The organism is Kitasatospora sp. McL0602 (assembly GCF_052076145.1).
Taxonomy (GTDB): domain Bacteria; phylum Actinomycetota; class Actinomycetes; order Streptomycetales; family Streptomycetaceae; genus Kitasatospora.
On record NZ_CP197246.1, the window covers coordinates 2206009 to 2223904 of the forward strand.

A 17896-nucleotide genomic window follows, 5' to 3' on the forward strand; every position below is an offset into this window, starting at 1 on the left:
AACAGTCCAGGCTCACCCCTTGTTCTTGTCCGGTCCACGCGAGTGGTCAGGTTGGTACAGCCGGGGTTTTCGAACGTAAATGATCTGAAGTCTTGGAGTGACTCCTGTGGCTGCCAACTGCGACGTCTGCGGCAAGGGGCCGGGCTTCGGCAACAGCATCTCCCACTCACACCGCCGCACCCCCCGTCGTTGGAACCCCAACATTCAGACGGTGCGCGCTGTGATCGGGCGGACGCCGAAGCGGCTCAACGTCTGCACCTCGTGCATCAAGGCCGGTAAGGTCTCGCGCTGACGCGCAGACCGGTAAGCCGGTCCTCCGATTAGCCGATCCACTCTCGGGTGGGTCGGCTATTCGTTTTGACGCCGGACCAGTAGGGGCGCGGGGAACCGCGCGAGGACCCACCTCGCGCTGTTGCCCGCGCCCCTACTGCTTTCCACGCGCCTACTTCTTCTCCGGCTGCCCGCTCAGCGGATGCGCCAGGCGTGGTCGACCGGGCCGATGCCGGCGCCGAGCGGGAAGCCGGCCCGGATCGCGCCGGTGACGTACTCCTTGGCGGCCGCGACGGCCTCCGGCACGGCCTGGCCCTTGGCGAGGCCGGCGGCGATCGAGCTGGCGAGGGTGCAGCCGGTGCCGTGGGTGTGGCGGTTGTCGTGGCGGGGGGCTCGGTACCAGTGCTCGACGCCGTCCTGGCCGACCAGCAGGTCGGCGGCCTCGCCCTCCAGGTGGCCGCCCTTGACCAGCACCCAGCGCGGGCCGAGCGCGAGCAGGGCCTCGGCGGCGGGCCGCATGTCGCGCTCCTCGGTGACGGTGATGCCGGTGAGCTGCGTCACCTCGTGCAGGTTGGGCGTGGCGAGGGTCGCGACCGGCAGCAGCCGCTCGCGGACGGTCGCGACGGCCTCGGCGGCGAGCAGCGCGTCGCCGTGCTTGGAGACCCCGACCGGGTCGACCACGACGGGCGCGTCGACGCCCGCGAGCAGCTCGGAGACGGTCTCGACCAGCTCGATCGAGGCCAGCATCCCGGTCTTGACCGCCTGCACGCCGATGTCGTCGACGACGCTGCGGAACTGCGCCCGGACGGCTTCGGCGGGCAGCTCCCAGTACCCCTGCACCCCGAGCGAGTTCTGCGCCGTGACGGCGGTGATCACACTCATGCCGTGGACCCCGAGGGCGAGCATCGCCTTGAGGTCGGCCTGGATGCCGGCGCCGCCGCCGGAGTCCGAGCCGGCGACGGTCAGTACGCGGGGAGGGGCTGTCGAAACCATGGGGCCCAACCTACCGGGAGCCGCTCAGAGCACTGCCTCGGACTCCGCCCAGCGGTCCTCGGGGACGGTCTTCAGCTGGGTGACGGCCTCGGCAACGGGCACGAGCTGGATCTCGGTGCCGCGCAGCGCGGTGAAGTGGCCGAAGGCGCCCTTGTGGACGGCCTCGACGGCGTGCCAGCCGAAGCGGGTGGCCAGCACCCGGTCGGAGGCGGTCGGGGTGCCGCCGCGCTGGGTGTGACCGAGGATGACCGGGCGCGCCTCCTTGCCGAGCAGGCCCTCCAGCTCGGCGGCCAGCCGGTTGCCGATGCCGCCGAAGGTCTGGTGGCCGTACTGGTCGACCTCGCCGTGGTCGAAGCGGAGCGTGCCGGGGGCGGGCCTGGCGCCCTCCGCGACGGCGATGATGGCGAACTTCTTGCCGCGCTGGAAGCGCTCCTCGATCATCCGGGCGACGGCCTCGATGTCGAAGGGCTTCTCCGGGATGAGGATGCCGTGCGCTCCGCCGGCCATCCCGGCGGTCAGCGTGATCCAGCCGGTGTGGCGGCCCATCAGCTCGACGACCATCACCCGCTGGTGCGACTCGGCGGTGGTCTTCAGCCGGTCGATCGCCTCGGTGGCGACGTGCACGGCGGTGTCGAAGCCGAAGGTCACGTCGGTGGCGTCGATGTCGTTGTCGATGGTCTTCGGTACGCCGACCACGGGCAGCCCGGCGTCGCTGAACATCTTCGCGGCCGTCAGGGTGCCCTCGCCGCCGATCGCGATCAGGGCGTCGATGCCGATGTCGCGGGCGAGCCGGTCGGCGTTGTCCACGGCCCAGTTGATCCGGTCGCGCTGCACCCGGGCGGAGCCGAGGATGGTGCCGCCCAGGGTGAGCAGGCCGGTGACGTCGTCGTGCGAGACCGGGCGGGCCCGGCCCTCGATCAGGCCGAGGAAGCCGTCCTCGATCCCGATGATCTCGTCGCCGTGGACGTCGGTGCCGCGGTGCACCACCGAGCGGATCACCGCGTTGAGGCCGGGGCAGTCTCCGCCGCTGGTCAGGACGCCGATACGCATGGTGGCTGGGTGCTCCCGCTCCGGGTAGATGGGGCCGGACAGACCGGACAAACCGGCCCGGACCGCCATGCGCAAGACTACGCGGTCGGGCCTGCTGAAACCCCGCTCCTCGCCACGTACGGAGTCAGGGGCGCGAGGAACTGCGCGAGGGCGGAAGATACTGGCCCGTCGCTTCCGATTTCGCGCAGTTCCTCGCGCCCCTGGGTGCCGACCAGTTGCCCGAAGGGGGCTACTCCGCTGCGAAGTGGTCCCAGCCGCCGGCGCGGTCCCAGGGGGCGCCGTCGACGGTGACCTGGCCGCCCCGGCCGGGGCTCGCCTGCCGGGTGACCCGGCCGACGACGCGCCAGCGGGCGGGCAGCTGCACGGAGTTGGGGAAGGTCGCGACGATCGCGTGGTCCTCGCCGCCGGAGAGCACCCAGACCAGCGGGTCGACGCCGACGGCCTGGCCGATGTCGGCCATCTGCGCGGGGACGTCGAAGTCCGCCGCCCGCAGGTCGATGTCGACGGCGCTGGCCTTGGCGACGTGCCCGAGGTCGGCCACCAAGCCGTCGCTGACGTCGATCATCGCGGTGGCGCCGAGCTCGGCCCCGGCGGGGCCGGCGTGGTACGGCGGCTCGGGGCGGCGGTGCGCCTCGACGAAGGCGCGCGGCGAGCGGAAGCCCCGGGAGAGGACGGTGAGCCCGGCGGCCGACCAGCCCAGCCAGCCCGTCACGGCGACGACGTCGCCGACCTGGGCACCGGAGCGCACCACCGGCTTGCGCCCCTGGAGGTCGCCGAGCGCGGTGATCGCGAGCGTGATGGTGTCGCCGCGGACGACGTCGCCGCCGACCACGGCGGCCCCGGCGACCTGGCACTCGTCCCGCAGGCCGTCCATCAGCTCGGTCGCCCAGGTGGTCGGCAGATCGGCGGGGGCGACCAGGCCGAGCAGTATGGCGGTCGGCACGGCGCCCATCGCGGCGACGTCGGCGAGGTTCTGGGCGGCGGACTTGCGGCCGACGTCGTACGCCGTCGACCAGTCGCGGCGGAAGTGCCGGCCCTCGATCAGCACGTCGGTGGTGGCGACCACCCGGCCGTCGGGCGCCTTGACCACAGCCGCGTCGTCACCCGGACCGAGCTCGACGGCCGGGGTCAGCGGCAGCCTCGCCGTCAGCTCCCGGATGAGCCCGAACTCGCCGAGCTCGCCCACGGTCCCCTGCATGTGCCGTCCTCTCTCCACTCTTCGGTCACCGGCTGGCTCCGCGTGCCCCTCGCGCGCAGCGTACGCCCCCCGGGTACGCACGGGTCTCCCCTCCTGGGCTCCCCGCGCGGTAGCGTTGTGATCAGTCTGCCGGTCGGCGCCGCCTCCCTGGGCCCACCCGGCGGCGATCTCCGAACCCCAGCCGCTGGAGGTCCTCGTGGTACACGCATACATCCTGATCCAGACCGAGGTGGGCAAGGCCACTGCCGTGGCCCAGTCCATCGCGAAGATCGACGGCGTCCTACAGGCCGAGGACGTCACCGGTCCGTACGACGTGATCGTGCGCGCCGAGGCCGAGACCGTCGACGACCTGGGACGTCTCGTCGTCGCCAAGGTCCAGCAGGTCGAGGGCATCACCCGTACTCTCACCTGTCCGGTGGTGCACCTGTAAGCGTCGCTACCATCGGCGCATGACCCGTTTCCGTGCACTGCGTGCCCTGCCCGCTCCGGTCCGGTGGGCGACTCCGCCGCTCGTGCTGCTCGGGAGTGCCGGGCTTCTCGTCGGTGGTTGGACCGGGCCGGGGGAGATCGCCCCGCCGTCGCCGGCCTCCGGCGCGGCGGTGCTCTGCCAGGCCCTCGACCGGGCGCTGCCCGGCGAGGTGCTCGGGCACCGGCGCAGTGACCCCTCCCCCGCCTCGCCGTACACGGCGGCCTGGGGCAGTTCGCCGCGTACCGTCCTGCGGTGCGGTCTGGACCGGCCGGGGTACCTGGACGACCACCCGCTCGACTCCGCGCCCAACGTCAACGACGTGCAGTTCGGCATGAGTTCGGACGGCGACGGCGGCTACCGCTTCGTCACCACGCTCCGCAGGGCCTACGTCGAGGTCACCGTGCCGAAGGGCGCCTACCCCAACTACGTCGACCCGCTCAGCTCGCTGACCGACGCGATCAAGGCGACGATCCCCGAGGGCCTGTAGCCGGCTCGACCGGCCGGCCCCCGGGGAGCGGGGGTGTCAGCGCAGGCCGGTGGAGCGGCCGAGCGCCGCCTGGAGCAGGCGGTCGACCAGATCCGCGTACGGCAGGCCGGTGGCCTCCCACATCTTGGGGTAGGCCGAGATGGGGGTGAAGCCGGGCATGGTGTTGATCTCGTTGACCATCCAGCTGCCGTCGGGGAGCAGGAAGAAGTCGACCCGGGCCAGGCCCTCGCAGCCCAGCGCCTCGAAGGCGAGGACGGCCTGACGGCGGATCTCGGCCGTCTCGGCCTCCGTCAGCCGCGCGGGGATCTGCACCTCGGAGGAGTCGATGTACTTGGCCTCGAAGTCGTAGAACTCGTAGCCGCCGCCGACCAGCACCTCGGCGGGCAGGCTGGCCCGGGGGCCGTCCTCGGTGTCGAGCACGCCGCACTCGAGCTCCCGGCCCTCGACCCCGCGCTCGATGATCACCTTGGGGTCGTGCCGACGGGCCTCGGCGATCGCGGAGTCGAGGTCGACGAGGTCCTTGACCTTGGTGATGCCCATGCTGGAGCCGGCCCGGCAGGGCTTGACGAAGATCGGCAGGCCCAGCGCGGCGACCCGCTCGCGGACGGCGCCGCGGCCCTCCTCGGTCTCCCACTCGCGCGGGCGGACGACGGTGTACGAGCCGACACCGAGGCCGTGCGACTCCAGGATGCGCTTGGTGAACTCCTTGTCCATGCCCACCGCGCTGGCCAGCACGCCCGAGCCGACGTACGGCACGCCGGAGAGCTCCAGGAGGCCCTGGATGGTGCCGTCCTCGCCCCAGGGGCCGTGCAGCAGCGGCAGCACCACGTCGACCTCGCCGAGGGCCTTGGGCGCGGCGCCGGGCTCGCTCCAGACCACCTCGCGGCTGGCGGGGCTGCCGGGCAGCGTGACCTGGCCCTCGGTGGACTCGGCGATCTGCGAGACGTCCGGCAGCCTGCCGTCGGTGATGCCCATCCGGGCGGGCTCGTCGCTGACCAGCGCCCAGCGGCCCTCGTGGGTGATGCCGATCGGCAGCACCTCGTACTTGCTGCGGTCGATCGCGGCGAGCACGCTCGCGGCCGTGGAGACCGAGATGCCGTGCTCGGAGCTGCGACCGCCGAAGACGATCGCGACGCGCGGCTTGGCGGCGCCCGAAGCGCCCGGGTTCGGGGAGGTCTGTTCGATGCTCATATCGCGTTCGAGACTACCGTGCGACTGTTTCGACGGAGGTAGCCCTCGCTGTGTCACGTCGTAACAGTGCTCGCCCATCGATCGTCAGCGGCGCTCCGGCTTCGCGGAGCGGGCCATCAGGGTGGCCAGCGCCTCCTGGGTGGGCCGCCCGTGGTGCACGACGTCCACGACGGCCTCGACGATCGGCATCTCGACGCCGTTGCGCCGGGCCAGATCGAGCACCGAGGCGCAGGACTTGACGCCCTCGGCGGTCTGCTTGGTGGCCGCGATGGTCTCCTCCAGGGACATGCCCCGGCCGAGGTTGGTGCCGAAGGTGTGGTTGCGGGAGAGCGGCGAGGAGCAGGTCGCCACCAGGTCGCCCATCCCGGCCAGCCCGGCGAAGGTGACCGGGTCGGCGCCGAGCGCCAGCCCGAGCCGCATCGTCTCGGCCAGCCCACGGGTGATCAGCGTCGCCTTGGTGTTGTCGCCCAGGCCCATGCCGTCCGCCATGCCGACCGCCAGGCCGATCACGTTCTTGACGGCGCCGCCCAGTTCGCAGCCCACCACGTCGGTGTTGGTGTACGGGCGGAAGTACGGGGTGTGGCAGGCCGCCTGGAAGCGCTTGGCGACCTGCTCGTCGGTGCAGGCGACGACGGACGCGGCGGGCTGGCGGTTGGCGATCTCCGGGGCCAGGTTCGGGCCGCTGACCACCGCGACCCGCTCCGGGCCGACACCGGCGACCTCCTGGATGACCTCGCTCATCCGCTTGGCCGTGCCGATCTCGATGCCCTTCATCAGGCTGACCAGCACCGTCTTCGGGTCGATCAGCGGCGCCCACTCGGCGAGGTTCTCCCGCAGCGTCTGCGAGGGCACCACCAGCACGGCGAAGTCGGCGCCCGCCAGGGCGGTGGCCGGGTCGCTGGTCGCCCGGATGCTCGCGGGCAGCGTCAGGTGCGGCAGGTAGTCGGGGTTGACGTGGCTCACGTCGATCGCGTCCACCAGCTCCTTGCGGCGCCCCCAGAGGGTCACCTCGCAGCCGGCGTCCGCCAGGATCATCGCGAAGGCGGTCCCCCAGGAACCCGTTCCGAAGACGGCGCAGCGGGTCACTTGGTGTTCTCCTCGTCGTTCTTCTCCACAGCACTCGCGGCCCGGTCGCCCTTGGCGGCGGCCGCCTCGGCGCGGTCGCGGGAGGCCAGCCGCATGTCGTAGCGCTCGGCGGGCGCCTGCTCGCCGCGGATGCCGGCCAGCACCTCGGTGATCGCCGCCATGATGTCCTCGGTGGCGTCCCGGAGCACCTGGGCGGTCAGCTCCTGGCCCTGGTACCTGCTCAGGTCGACCGGGGGCCCGGCCGCGACCGTCACCTTGTGCCGGGGGAAGAGGTTGAACTTGCCCTTCCCCCCGCGCCCGTACGGCGGCACGATCTCGTGCGCGCCCCAGTGCGCGACGGGGATGACGGGTGCGCCCGTCATCAGCGCGACGCGGGCGGCGCCGCTCTTGCCGGTCATCGGCCAGAGATCCGGGTCACGGGTGAGAGTGCCCTCGGGGTAGAACTGCACGCACTCGCCCTGCTCGATCGCGGAGATCGCGGCGCGGAAGGCGTGCGCGGCGTCGGTCGAGTCCCGGAAGACCGGGATCTGGCCGGTCTTGCGCAGCATGAAGCCGATGAACGGCACGGAGAACAGCGAGGACTTGCCCAGTATCCGCGGCGGCCGCCCGCTGTTGTACTGCCAGTGCGCGTAGAAGACCGGGTCGATGATGGAGTTGTGGTTCACCACCGCCAGGAAGCCGCCCTGCTCCGGCAGATGCTCCCAGCCGTGCCAGTCGGGCTTCGCGAGGGCGGTCGTCACCGGCTTCACCAACACGGCCGCGAAGCGGTACCAGATCCCGTAGTCGGCGTTGCCGAACCTGGCGTTCGAGCGGCGGGCCACCCCAGCTCCTCCTCATCCGGTGCGGCACAGGGGGTGCCGCAGGTCAGTCAGTCTCGCCCGTGCCGTCACCGGCTGTCGAGCGACCGACCGGGAGGCCCGCCGTGCAAGTGATCAATCGCACGCCGGCCCCGCCGAGCCGATTGGCGAGGGCTCGGGCCCCGGCGCCACAATGGCGCCGATGACCGAGGACACCGTACGCCCCGCCGAGCCCGGCTCGCCCGCTCCGCGCGCCGGGTGGTCGCTGGTGCTGCCGCTGAAGCCGCTCGCCCTGGCCAAGAGCCGCCTGGGCCCGTACGCGGGGCTGCGGCGGCCCGAGCTGGCGCTGGCCTTCGCGCTGGACACCGTCACGGCCGTGCTGTCCTGCCCGCTGGTGGCCCGCGTCCTGGTGGTGACCCAGGACGGCGACGCGGCCGCGCAGTTGGCCCGGCTCGGCGCGGAGGTGGTCACGGACGAGCCCGGCGGCGGCCTCAACCCGGCACTGGCGCACGGCGCGGAGCGGGCGCGGCGGCTGGCCCCGCGCTCCCCCCTGGCGGCCCTCTCCGCCGACCTGCCCGCCCTGCGGCCCGCCGAGCTGGCCCGCGCCCTGACCGCCGCGTCGGCGGCCGGGCGGGCCTTCCTGGCCGACTCCCCCGGGCTCGGCACCACCCTGCTCGCCTGCTCCCCCGGGCACCGGCTGGGGCCGTCCTTCGGCGCCGGGTCACGGGCCCGGCACGCGGCGGGCGGCGCGTACGAGATCGACCGCGCGGACGTGCCGTCCGTCCGCCGCGACGTGGACACCGGCGACGACCTCGCCGAGGCCCTCCGCCTCGGGGTCGGCCCGCACACGGCCGCCGTGGCCGCCGCCCTGGTCTGACGGGGTATCCGGCGGGCGGCCGCCGCGCCGGGCCCGCTCGCTATGCTGCTGGGTATGCAGGCCACCGCGTACACATTCGACCCCGACACCCGCGCGGGCTCCGTGCTGCTCGACGACGGCACGCCCGTCCCGTTCGACGCTGCAGCCTTCGACGCGGGCGGCCTCCGCCTGCTGCGGGCCGGGCAGCGCGTCCGGATCCGCACCGAGGGCGAGGGCGACGCCCGCCGCATCGTCCTCGTCACCCTGGCGACCTTCCCCGACAGCTGAGGCGTCAGGCCGCCCCGTCCGTGACCCGGACGGTGTGGTGGCGGCCCGCCATGGCGAAACTGAGGGTGAGTTCGCCGTTGCGGTCGAGGAAGGCCTCGACGCGCTCCACGGCTCCGGGCCCGAAGAAGTACCGGTAGGCGTCGTACTGCGTCCACCCGAGCGGGAGGACCCGCAGGGCCTCCCAGAGGGCGGTCAGGGCGTCGGGGAGATGGCTGAAGGTGGCTGGGGCGGTGATGTCCTCGATGGAGACCGTGACCTGCCTGCCGGGCTTGGGGGTGCTCAAGGGTGCTTCTCCCGCTCCTCGTCGAACTCGGCCCAGACGCGCTGGGCCGTGTCGGTGTAGTGATGCCCGAAGCGATCCGCGTCGGCCAGTACGGTGAGCACTGCCAGTTGGGCATCGGCGCTCATCCCCGGGGGGAGGCTCAGCTCCACCAGGTAGCCCCCGCCGGGGCGGAGGCGGATGCGGGCCCGCGTGCCGGTGGCCCTGGCCAGCCGGTTCGCGACGTCAAACACCCTGGTGGTTCGCACGCAACGACTCTCCCCGCGAGCGGCCGATCACGGAACGTAAAGCTAAGTCATTAGATTCCACCTGATGCATTAGATTGTCAACGCTGAATCACCCGCCCTGCCCACCCGGCAGGGATCGTGCCTGCCGCCGGGAGAGCCAGATGCGCTCAAAAGAGCCTCCGTACCTGCGGATCGCCGACGTGCTGCGCCAGCGCATCGCCGACGGCGAGTGGCGGGTCGGCGAGAGACTGCCGTCCCGCGCCAAGCTCGGCGACGAGCTGGAGGTCGGGCCCAACGTGGTGCAGCGCGCGATGGAGCAGCTGATCACCGAGGGCCTGCTGTTCGGCGTCGCGGGCTCGGGCACCTTCGTCCAGACCCCGCCCGAGCGCCGCCGGATGGTCCGTTCGCGCCACCTCGGCCTGCTCAGCACCCCGCAGTTCCGGGCCGACTTCCGGGTCTCCGGTTCGTCCGGCAACTGGGTGACGGAGAGCGGCTCGGGCGTGCCGGCCCCGCCGGAGATCGCCGACCGGCTCGGAATCGCGCCGGGCGACCCGACGGTGCACACGTCGTACGAATTCCTGGTCGACGGCAAGCCCGTGCACCTCGCCTACAGCTGGGAGCCACAGGCCCTCACCGACCGCTCCCCGGTGGTGATGCCAGAGATGGGTCCGCTCGCCGGTCGGGGTGTGGTGGAGCGCATGGCGGCGATCGGAATCACGGTGGAGCGCGCGGTCGAGCGTCCGCGCCCGGCGCGGGCCGGTTCGGAGTACGCCCTGTTGCTCGGGATCGCGTCGAACGATCTGGTGACACTGATCGAACGGACGTATTTCGACGCGGACGGGCGCCCGGTGGAAACCGCCGACTTCGTCATTCCGGACTCCCGTTGGGAGATCCACTACGAACTCCCCGTCGAGCCGGTCCGACCTGCCGCCGACGCGCCGCCGACGCGCCCTGACGACGTGCCCTGACAACCCGCCCTGACGCGGACGCAAAAGAGCCGTGGCGGCTCGCACCTGGGGACTGGAGAAAGTCCCGGGATGCGAGCCGCCACGGCTCACGGCCGGTTGACCGGCCGTCGGCTGGAAGCCGTCGAGCAGGGGCCGATCGGCCCTTACTTGGCGGTCGACTTGCGCGCGGTGGTCTTGCGCGTGGCCGTCTTCTTCGCCGGTGCGGTCTTCTTGACCGCGGTGGCCTTCTTCGCGGGGGTCGCCTTCTTGGCGGCCGGGGCAGCGGCGGTGGTCTTCTTGACCGCCGTGGCCTTCTTCGCGGTGGTGGCCTTCTTGACCGCCGGGCTGGCAGCGGTGGTCTTCTTGACCGCCACCGCCTTCTTGACCGCCGTGGTCTTCTTCGCGGCGGTGGCGGTGGTCTTCTTGGCGACGGTCGTCTTCGCGGCCGTCTTCTTGGCGGCGGCCGGAGCCGCGGCAGCGGCAGCCGAGCGCTTGGTGGCAGCGCGCTTGACGGCAGCGGTGGTGCCGCTCTTGCCCGGGGTGAGCGAGCCCTTGGGGGCCTTCTTCACCGAGGGGCCCTCCTTCGGCAGCTTCTTGCTGCCGCTGACCAGGTCCTTGAAACCCTGGCCGGGACGGAAGCGAGGCACCGAGGTCTTCTTGACCTTGACCTTCTCGCCGGTCTGCGGGTTGCGGGCGAAGCGCGCGGAGCGCTCCACCTTCTCGAAGGTGCCGAAGCCGGTGACCGACACCCGGTCACCTGCCACAACGGCACGCACCATGGTGTCGAGCACTGCGTCGACGGCCTCTGCGGCAGCCTTGCGACCGCCCAGCTGCTCGGCCACCGCTTCGACAAGCTGAGCCTTGTTCACGTCTTCCCCTTCGGAAACGGGCGCCGGATGATTCCATCCGTTCATTTCGCACGTTAGGTATGTATCTGCGGACTTTCAATTACCAAACGCGCGAATCACCCTAGTGTCGCAATGGATTTGCGCGTCTGCGACCTCAGCGGACGGGCGGACGCCCCTCGTCGAGGTCTCGCACAAAGCGACTCAACCGCCGGGCCGCCTCCGGGAGATCACGCTTGGCGGTCTCCGTGACGATCAACAGTTGACGGGTGAGAGCGGTCTTTGCCTCTGCCGACACGTCCAGCGCGGATACGCGAGCGTGGGCCTGCTTCAACCGCTCTGCCACCAGCGCGTAACGCGCTGCGACTTCCGACTCGTCCGGCTCCTCGGCATGTGAGGCGTCGTCGTCCGGCCGATCGTCAATTCGACTCTCGGTAGTCCCGGCCGTCCCCTCCGACGACGCGGGTTCGCCGCCCGCGTACGGAGGTTCAAGGTGCCGGTGCATGCAACGATTGTGCCATCTGTGCGGAGTTGCGCTGCGCACGCCCCGGGTGCAGCACAAATCGAAGCGGGTATCCGGGCACCCGCCGACCGAACTCAGGCGCGAACTCAGGGTGATCTCCGGCCCGAACTCAAGCCCTGAACTCCCGTTGATCCGGTAGCAGGAACAGCCGGATGGCCCGCCCCCCCGAAGGGAGGCGGGCCATCCGGCGGTCCGTCAGAAAGTGGCTACTCAGGCCACCGGCTGGGTACGGGGCTTGAAGCTCGGGCGGGTCGCCTCGAATGCCGCGATGTCCGGCTCGTTCTGGAGCGTGATGCTGATGTCGTCGAGACCGTTCAGCAGCCGCCAACGGACGTTGTCGTCCAGCTCGAAGGAGGCCGTGATGCCTTCCGCGCGCACCTCGCGGGCCTCCAGGTCGACGGTGATCTCCGCCGTCGGGTCGGCCTCGGTCAGCGCCCACAGCTGCTCGACCGTCTCCTGCGGCAGCAGCACGGTCAGCAGGCCGTTCTTCAACGAGTTACCACGGAAGATGTCCGCGAAACGCGAGGAGATGACGGTCGCGAAACCGTAGTTCTGGAGCGCCCAGACCGCGTGCTCGCGCGAGGAGCCGGTGCCGAACTCCGGGCCCGTCACCAGGACGCTGGCGCCCGCGCGCTCGGGCTGGTTCAGGACGAAGGACTCGTCCTTGCGCCAGGCCTCGAACAGGCCGTCCTCGAACCCGGATCGGGTGACCTTCTTCAGCCAGTGGGCCGGGATGATCTGGTCGGTGTCGACATTGCTGCGGCGCAGCGGGACGGCCCGACCGGTGTGCGTGGTGAACTTCTCCATGGCTGCTCAGACCTCCACAGCGGCGTCGGCGGACAGGTCGGACGGGGAGGCCAGACGGCCCAGCACGGCGGTGGCGGCGGCGACCTGAGGGGACACCAGGTGGGTGCGGCCCCCCTTGCCCTGCCGGCCCTCGAAGTTGCGGTTCGAGGTGGAGGCGCAGCGCTCGCCCGGGGCCAGCTGGTCCGGGTTCATGCCCAGGCACATCGAGCAGCCCGCGTGCCGCCATTCGGCGCCCGCGGCGGTGAAGACCTTGTCCAGGCCCTCCTCGATCGCCTGCAGGGCGACCCGGACGGAGCCGGGGACGACCAGCATCCGCACGCCGTCGGCGACCTTGCGGCCCTCGACGATCGCGGCGGCGGCCCGCAGGTCCTCGATCCGCCCGTTGGTGCAGGAGCCGACGAAGACCGCGTCGACGGCGACCTCGCGCAGCGGCGTACCGGCCACCAGGCCCATGTACTTGAGCGCGTTCTCGGCGGCGATCCGCTCCTGCGGGTCGGCGAAGGAGGCCGGGTCCGGGACGGAGGCGCCGAGCGGCGCGCCCTGGCCGGGGTTGGTGCCCCAGGTGACGAACGGCGTCAGCTCGCTCGCGTCGATGAAGATCTCGTGGTCGAAGACGGCGTCCTCGTCGGTGCCGAGGGTCTCCCAGTACGCGACGGCGGCGTCCCAGTCCTCGCCCTGGGGGGCGTGCGGGCGGCCCTGCAGGTAGTCGAAGGTGGTCCGGTCCGGGGCGATCATGCCGGCGCGGGCGCCTGCCTCGATGGACATGTTGCAGACGGTCATCCGGGCCTCCATCGAGAGGCCGCGGATCGCCGAGCCGCGGTACTCCAGGACGTAGCCCTGGCCGCCGCCGGTGCCGATCTTCGCGATGATCGCCAGGATCAGGTCCTTGGCGGTGACGCCCTCGCCCAGCTCGCCCTCGACGGTGATGGCCATCGTCTTGAAAGGCGCCAGCGGCAGCGTCTGGGTCGCCAGCACGTGCTCGACCTGGCTGGTGCCGATGCCGAACGCCAGGGCGCCGAACGCGCCGTGGGTGGAGGTGTGAGAGTCGCCACAGACCACGGTGGTGCCGGGCTGGGTCAGGCCGAGCTGCGGGCCGACCACGTGCACGACGCCCTGCTCGACGTCGCCCAGCGAGTGGATGCGGACGCCGAACTCGGCGGCGTTCCTGCGGAGCGTCTCCAGCTGCACCCGGGAGACCGGGTCGGCGATGGGCTTGTCGATGTCGAGGGTGGGGGTGTTGTGGTCCTCGGTCGCGATCGTGAGATCGGTCCGGCGGACCGGTCGGCCCGCCAGCCGGAGGCCGTCGAACGCCTGCGGGCTGGTCACCTCGTGCAGCAGGTGCAGGTCGATGTAGAGCAGGTCGGGCTCGCCCTCGGCGCGCCGGACGACGTGGTCGTCCCAGACCTTCTCCGCCAGTGTCCGTCCCATCGGATTCCCTCCAGCCGGCCGCTCTGCCGGCCTTCTCGTGTGGTCGAGGCCCCGAGCGCCCGGGTTGAGGGCCGCTACGGGAAGCCTGCAACGCCGGATCGTGTCCATAATGTGGACACTGGTTGAGTGCCCCATCCTGGGTGTCTCCCGGGCTGCTTCATCCAGAGTGGCGCTTTTCCCGGAAGATTGAACTTGCGTCTCGCGGAATGAGACTGCAGTATCAGCGCATGGACAACTCTAGCGGCGTCGGCGTTCTCGACAAGGCCGCTCTGGTGCTGAGCGCACTGGAGTCGGGCCCCGCCACGTTGGCGGGGCTGGTCGCCGCCACCGGTCTGGCGCGGCCCACGGCCCACCGACTCGCCGTCGCACTCGAACACCACCGCCTGGTCACCAGGGACATGCAGGGCCGGTTCATCCTCGGCCCCCGACTCTCCGAGCTCTCCGCCGCAGCCGGCGAGGACAGGCTGCTCGCCACCGCGGGCCCCGTCCTGACCCATCTGCGCGATGTCACCGGCGAGAGCGCACAGCTCTACCGCCGGCAGGGCGAGATGCGCATCTGCGTCGCCGCCGCCGAGCGCCTCTCCGGCCTGCGGGACACCGTCCCGGTCGGCTCCACCCTGCCGATGAAGGCCGGCTCCGCCGCCCAGGTCCTGCTGGCCTGGGAGGAGCCCGAGCGCCTCCACCGGGGCCTCCAGGGCGCCCGCTTCACCGCCACCGCCCTGAGCGGCGTACGGCGCCGTGGCTGGGCCCAGTCGATCGGCGAGCGGGAGCCGGGCGTCGCGTCCGTCTCCGCGCCCGTCCGCGGCCCCTCCAACCGCGTGGTGGCCGCCGTCTCCGTCTCCGGCCCGATCGAGCGTCTGACCCGCCACCCGGGCCGGATGCACGCCCAGGCCATCATCGAGGCCGCCAACCGCCTCACCGAGGCCCTCCGCCGCGGCTGAGACCAAATCACCAGAAGGCCCGCCCCGGAATTCCGGGGCGGGCCGTCCTACGTTTCTGGCTTTTTCGCCGGGCTTCGCGGAGATTCGCCGGGAAATGCAAAAAGCCCCGGGGACCGGGGCTTCTACCTACTGGCTGGGGTACCAGGACTCGAACCTAGACTAAATGAACCAGAATCACTCGTGCTGCCAATTACACCATACCCCAACAAAGCACTGGGCCAGTGAGTCCGAGAACCCACCGGCCTTCGTGCCTTGGTACCCCCGACCGGATTCGAACCGGCGCTACTGCCGTGAGAGGGCAGCGTGCTAGGCCGCTACACAACGGGGGCAAACTTGGTGATCCTGAGCTTCGTCGCCTCCGGGGTTGCGAACACATCCGGATGGTGACAGTGGAAAGGATCTGGTACCCCCGACCGGATTCGAACCGGCGCTACTGCCGTGAGAGGGCAGCGTGCTAGGCCGCTACACAACGGGGGCTTGATCTTCTTCAGTTGTTGCGTACCCCCGACCGGATTCGAACCGGCGCTACTGCCGTGAGAGGGCAGCGTGCTAGGCCGCTACACAACGGGGGCTTGTACTGCTCAGTGGAACACTGTACTGCGCTGGGGTACCAGGACTCGAACCTAGACTAAATGAACCAGAATCACTCGTGCTGCCAATTACACCATACCCCACCAGAGTTCAACCCCTGCGGGCCTTGCTCGGTGCTTGCTCCGACCGGTCTGTGCTGACGAGGTTTCTGGTCCCTCGCCGTTCCCTCCCGGGCGGCGCAGAAAGAACATTACCCGACGCCGGGCCCCGCTCCAAAATCGATAAGCGCCGGGGCCTCCCCGGACGGCCGTCCGACCGCCCGGGGAGAGGCTCAGGAGGACGCCGGGACGAGCTCCAGAGCGGCCGTCAGGCGGCGCAGCGTCTCCTCGCGGCCGAGCAGCTCCATCGACTCGAACAGCGGCGGGGAGACCCGACGGCCGGTCACGGCGACCCGCAGCGGGGTGAAAGCGAACTTGGGCTTGATGCCCAGGCCGTCCACCAGGGCCTCGCGCAGCGCGGCCTGGATCGGCTCGGGGGTGAAGTCCGCGAGCTCGGTCAGGGCCGTGATGCTGGCCTCCAGCACCGGGCGGGAGTCGGCGCCCAGGGCCTTGGCCGCGTCGTCCGGGTCGACCTGGAAGTCGGCCGGGTCGACGAAGAGGAAGCCGGCCATCGCGACGATCTCGCTCAGCACGACCATCCGCTCCTGGGTGAGCGGCGCCACCTTGGCGAGCAGGTCGAGCTGCTCGGCCGTCGGCTCCGCCGGGAGCAGGCCGGGGGCCTGGAGGTACGGCACCAGGCGGCGGCAGAAGTCCTCCGGGCTCAGCGCGCGCAGGTGCTCGGCGTTGATCGCCTCGCACTTCTTCAGGTCGAAGCGGGCCGGGTTGGCGTTGACCTTCGAGATGTCGAAGGCGGCGACCAGCTCGGCCATCGAGAAGCGGTCCTGGTCCTCGGAGAGCGACCAGCCCAGCAGCGCAAGGTAGTTGAGCAGGCCCTCGGGGATAAAGCCGCGCTCGCGGTAGAGGTTGAGCGAGGCCTGCGGGTCACGCTTGGAGAGCTTCTTGTTGCCCTCGCCCATCACGTACGGCAGGTGGCCGAAGCGCGGGGTGGTGCCGTTGCCGACACCGATCTGCGCGAGCGCCGCGTAGAGGGCGACCTGACGCGGGGTGGAGGAGAGCAGGTCCTCGCCGCGCAGCACGTGGGTGATGCCCATCAGGGCGTCGTCCACCGGGTTGACCAGGGTGTAGAGCGGGGCGCCGTTGGCCCGGACGATGCCGTAGTCGGGCACGTCCTTGGGCTCGAAGCTGAGCTTCCCCCGGACGAGGTCGTCGAAGACGATCGTCTCGTCGGGCATCCGGAAGCGCAGGATCGGCTTGCGGCCCTCCTGCTCGTACACGGCGACCTGCTCGCCCGTCAGCTCGCGGCAGTGGCCGTCGTAGCCGGAGGGCTTGCCGGCGGCGCGAGCCGCCTCGCGGCGGGCGTCCAGCTCCTCGGTCGAGCAGTAGCAGTGGTACGCGTGACCGGCCTCGTGCAGCTTCGCCGCGACGTCGGCGTAGGTGCTCATCCGCTGCGACTGCCGGTACGGCTCGTGCGGGCCGCCGACCTCGGGGCCCTCGTCCCAGTCGAAGCCCAGCCAGCGCATGGCGTCGAGCAGCTGGTGGTACGAGTCCTCGGAGTCGCGGGCCGCGTCGGTGTCCTCGATCCGGAAGACGAGCTTGCCGCCGTGGTGGCGGGCGAAGGCCCAGTTGAAGAGGGCCGTCCGGACGAGGCCGACGTGCGGGTTGCCGGTCGGGGAGGGACAGAAGCGGACGCGGACCGTCGGGTCCAGGTCAGCAGAGGTGTTAACCACGCTTGATCACCTTGTTGGTGAGAGTGCCGATGCCTTCGATGGAGACGGCGACCTCGTCGCCGACGTTCAGGGGGCCGACACCCGCCGGGGTGCCGGTGAGGATGACGTCGCCCGGGAGCAGGGTCATCGCCTCGGAGATGTGCACGATCAGCTCGGCGATCGAACGGACCATCAGGGACGTCCGGCCGGCCTGCTTGAGCTCGCCGTTGAGCGTCGTGGTGATCGCCAGGTCGCTCGGGTCGAGCTCGGTCTCGATCCACGGGCCGAGCGGGCAGGAGGTGTCGAAGCCCTTGGCGCGGGCCCACTGGCCCTCGCGCTGCTGGATGTCGCGCGCGGTGACGTCGTTGGCGCAGGTGTAGCCGAAGATGATCTCGGGGACGCGCTCCAGCGGCACCTCGCGGCCCATCCGGCCGATGACCACGGCCAGCTCGCCCTCGAACGACACGTCCGAGGAGAACGGCGGGTACGCGATGGACTCGGTGGGGCCGATCACGGCGGTGGAGGGCTTGAAGAACGTCAGCGGGACGTCGGGGACCTCGTTGCCCAGCTCGGCCGCGTGGGCGGCGTAGTTGCGCCCGGCCGCGACGATCTTGTTGGGCAGGATCGGGGAGAGCAGGCGGATGTCCTGCATCCGGTAGCTCTCGCCGCTGAGCTGCAGCGAGACGATCGGGTGGCCCGCGAGCGCGTGCACCACCAGGGAGTCGGGCTGGGAGGGATCGCCCTCGACCACGCCGAAGGAGACGCTGCCGGCGGCAGGGCTCCCCTCTTTGACGGAGAACCTGGCAATGCGCACTTGGGGAGCCTCTCGGTCAGTGGGCTCCGGCCGCGCCGGGCCC

Annotated in this window: 21 protein-coding genes and 5 tRNA genes; 7 read left to right on the forward strand and 19 right to left on the reverse strand. The window is 71.2% G+C overall.

The window, feature by feature from the left end; all coding sequences use genetic code 11:
* Positions 1-106 precede the first annotated feature (106 nt).
* Complete coding sequence (rpmB, locus tag ACR68M_RS10000) at positions 107-292, forward strand: 50S ribosomal protein L28 (RefSeq protein WP_014138233.1); 186 nt, start codon at positions 107-109, stop codon at positions 290-292.
* A 173-nt stretch (positions 293-465) separates the two neighbouring features.
* Here the strand turns inward: rpmB and thiD are convergent, their stop codons facing one another.
* The 3 genes from thiD to ACR68M_RS10015 all read right to left on the reverse strand — a co-directional run bounded on the left by thiD (position 466) and on the right by ACR68M_RS10015 (position 3511).
* Positions 466-1263, reverse strand: a complete 798-nt coding sequence (gene thiD, locus ACR68M_RS10005) for a bifunctional hydroxymethylpyrimidine kinase/phosphomethylpyrimidine kinase (protein ID WP_441250091.1) — start codon at positions 1261-1263, stop codon at positions 466-468.
* A 24-nt stretch (positions 1264-1287) separates the two neighbouring features.
* Positions 1288-2313 carry a 6-phosphofructokinase gene (locus ACR68M_RS10010; RefSeq protein WP_441250092.1) on the reverse strand — a complete coding sequence of 342 codons (1026 nt, stop codon included), beginning with the start codon at positions 2311-2313 and terminating at the stop codon, positions 1288-1290.
* Between the two features lie 229 nt (positions 2314-2542).
* Entirely contained in the window at positions 2543-3511 is a 969-nt protein-coding gene (locus tag ACR68M_RS10015; protein WP_441250093.1) for a thiamine-phosphate kinase, read from the reverse strand.
* Between the two features lie 196 nt (positions 3512-3707).
* On the opposite strand from ACR68M_RS10015, the gene ACR68M_RS10020 reads away from it, so the two are divergent.
* Together ACR68M_RS10020 and ACR68M_RS10025 are read left to right on the forward strand one after the other, a co-directional pair.
* The gene (locus ACR68M_RS10020) at positions 3708-3941 is read left to right on the forward strand and encodes an Lrp/AsnC family transcriptional regulator (protein WP_441250094.1); all 234 of its coding nucleotides are present in this window, start codon (positions 3708-3710) and stop codon (positions 3939-3941) included.
* 19 nt (positions 3942-3960) lie between these two features.
* Entirely contained in the window at positions 3961-4467 is a 507-nt protein-coding gene (locus ACR68M_RS10025) for a DUF3515 domain-containing protein (protein WP_441250095.1), read from the forward strand.
* Between the two features lie 36 nt (positions 4468-4503).
* On the opposite strand, the gene ACR68M_RS10030 is transcribed toward ACR68M_RS10025, so the two are convergent.
* The 3 genes from ACR68M_RS10030 to ACR68M_RS10040 all read right to left on the reverse strand — a co-directional run bounded on the left by ACR68M_RS10030 (position 4504) and on the right by ACR68M_RS10040 (position 7565).
* Positions 4504-5658 carry a D-alanine--D-alanine ligase family protein gene (locus ACR68M_RS10030; protein ID WP_441250096.1) on the reverse strand — a complete coding sequence of 385 codons (1155 nt, stop codon included), beginning with the start codon at positions 5656-5658 and terminating at the stop codon, positions 4504-4506.
* An 84-nt stretch (positions 5659-5742) separates the two neighbouring features.
* On the reverse strand, positions 5743-6693 hold the full coding sequence (locus ACR68M_RS10035) for an NAD(P)H-dependent glycerol-3-phosphate dehydrogenase (RefSeq protein ID WP_441251568.1): 951 nt from the start codon (positions 6691-6693) through the stop codon (positions 5743-5745).
* Between the two features lie 47 nt (positions 6694-6740).
* A complete protein-coding gene (locus ACR68M_RS10040) occupies positions 6741-7565 on the reverse strand; it encodes a lysophospholipid acyltransferase family protein (RefSeq protein ID WP_441250097.1) in 825 nt (274 codons plus the stop codon).
* A 178-nt stretch (positions 7566-7743) separates the two neighbouring features.
* On the opposite strand from ACR68M_RS10040, the gene cofC reads away from it, so the two are divergent.
* Both cofC and ACR68M_RS10050 read left to right on the forward strand, forming a co-directional pair.
* Positions 7744-8418 (forward strand): 2-phospho-L-lactate guanylyltransferase, encoded by a 675-nt coding sequence (gene cofC, locus ACR68M_RS10045; protein ID WP_441250098.1) that lies wholly within the window; start codon positions 7744-7746, stop codon positions 8416-8418.
* 54 nt (positions 8419-8472) lie between these two features.
* Positions 8473-8685, forward strand: a complete 213-nt coding sequence (locus ACR68M_RS10050; RefSeq protein ID WP_441250099.1) for a hypothetical protein — start codon at positions 8473-8475, stop codon at positions 8683-8685.
* Between the two features lie 4 nt (positions 8686-8689).
* On the opposite strand, the gene ACR68M_RS10055 is transcribed toward ACR68M_RS10050, so the two are convergent.
* The gene (locus tag ACR68M_RS10055) at positions 8690-8968 is read right to left on the reverse strand and encodes a hypothetical protein (RefSeq protein ID WP_441250100.1); all 279 of its coding nucleotides are present in this window, start codon (positions 8966-8968) and stop codon (positions 8690-8692) included.
* The gene (locus ACR68M_RS10060; protein WP_441250101.1) at positions 8965-9213 is read right to left on the reverse strand and encodes a hypothetical protein; all 249 of its coding nucleotides are present in this window, start codon (positions 9211-9213) and stop codon (positions 8965-8967) included. The genes ACR68M_RS10055 and ACR68M_RS10060 overlap by 4 nt, the downstream gene beginning before the upstream one ends.
* A gap of 140 nt (positions 9214-9353) precedes the next feature.
* Here ACR68M_RS10060 and ACR68M_RS10065 point away from each other — a divergent pair, with 140 nt between their 5' ends.
* Positions 9354-10160, forward strand: a complete 807-nt coding sequence (locus ACR68M_RS10065; RefSeq protein ID WP_441250102.1) for a GntR family transcriptional regulator — start codon at positions 9354-9356, stop codon at positions 10158-10160.
* 143 nt (positions 10161-10303) lie between these two features.
* Here ACR68M_RS10065 and ACR68M_RS10070 read toward each other — a convergent pair whose 3' ends face one another.
* The 4 genes from ACR68M_RS10070 to leuC all read right to left on the reverse strand — a co-directional run bounded on the left by ACR68M_RS10070 (position 10304) and on the right by leuC (position 13742).
* Positions 10304-11008, reverse strand: coding sequence for an HU family DNA-binding protein (locus tag ACR68M_RS10070; protein WP_441250103.1), 705 nt, complete (start codon positions 11006-11008; stop codon positions 10304-10306).
* A gap of 133 nt (positions 11009-11141) precedes the next feature.
* Positions 11142-11489: a hypothetical protein gene (locus ACR68M_RS10075; protein WP_441250104.1), complete on the reverse strand. Its 348-nt coding sequence runs from the start codon at positions 11487-11489 to the stop codon at positions 11142-11144.
* A 228-nt stretch (positions 11490-11717) separates the two neighbouring features.
* Positions 11718-12314, reverse strand: a complete 597-nt coding sequence (gene leuD, locus ACR68M_RS10080) for a 3-isopropylmalate dehydratase small subunit (RefSeq protein WP_441250105.1) — start codon at positions 12312-12314, stop codon at positions 11718-11720.
* Positions 12315-12320: 6 nt separating this feature from the next.
* A complete protein-coding gene (leuC, locus tag ACR68M_RS10085) occupies positions 12321-13742 on the reverse strand; it encodes a 3-isopropylmalate dehydratase large subunit (RefSeq protein ID WP_441250106.1) in 1422 nt (473 codons plus the stop codon).
* A 227-nt stretch (positions 13743-13969) separates the two neighbouring features.
* On the opposite strand from leuC, the gene ndgR reads away from it, so the two are divergent.
* Entirely contained in the window at positions 13970-14683 is a 714-nt protein-coding gene (gene ndgR / locus ACR68M_RS10090) for an IclR family transcriptional regulator NdgR (RefSeq protein WP_104818425.1), read from the forward strand.
* Between the two features lie 130 nt (positions 14684-14813).
* Here ndgR and ACR68M_RS10095 read toward each other — a convergent pair.
* The 7 genes from ACR68M_RS10095 to ACR68M_RS10125 form a co-directional block, all read right to left on the reverse strand.
* A tRNA-Gln gene (locus tag ACR68M_RS10095) sits at positions 14814-14888 on the reverse strand.
* A 48-nt stretch (positions 14889-14936) separates the two neighbouring features.
* Positions 14937-15012: transfer RNA gene (locus ACR68M_RS10100), tRNA-Glu, on the reverse strand.
* Between the two features lie 72 nt (positions 15013-15084).
* Positions 15085-15160: transfer RNA gene (locus tag ACR68M_RS10105), tRNA-Glu, on the reverse strand.
* 22 nt (positions 15161-15182) lie between these two features.
* Positions 15183-15255: transfer RNA gene (locus ACR68M_RS10110), tRNA-Glu, on the reverse strand.
* A gap of 30 nt (positions 15256-15285) precedes the next feature.
* Positions 15286-15357: transfer RNA gene (locus ACR68M_RS10115), tRNA-Gln, on the reverse strand.
* Between the two features lie 188 nt (positions 15358-15545).
* Complete coding sequence (gene gltX / locus ACR68M_RS10120) at positions 15546-17060, reverse strand: glutamate--tRNA ligase (RefSeq protein ID WP_441250107.1); 1515 nt, start codon at positions 17058-17060, stop codon at positions 15546-15548.
* On the reverse strand, positions 17053-17853 hold the full coding sequence (locus ACR68M_RS10125; RefSeq protein ID WP_441250108.1) for a fumarylacetoacetate hydrolase family protein: 801 nt from the start codon (positions 17851-17853) through the stop codon (positions 17053-17055). Before ACR68M_RS10125 ends, gltX begins: the two co-directional genes overlap by 8 nt.
* Positions 17854-17896 lie beyond the last annotated feature (43 nt).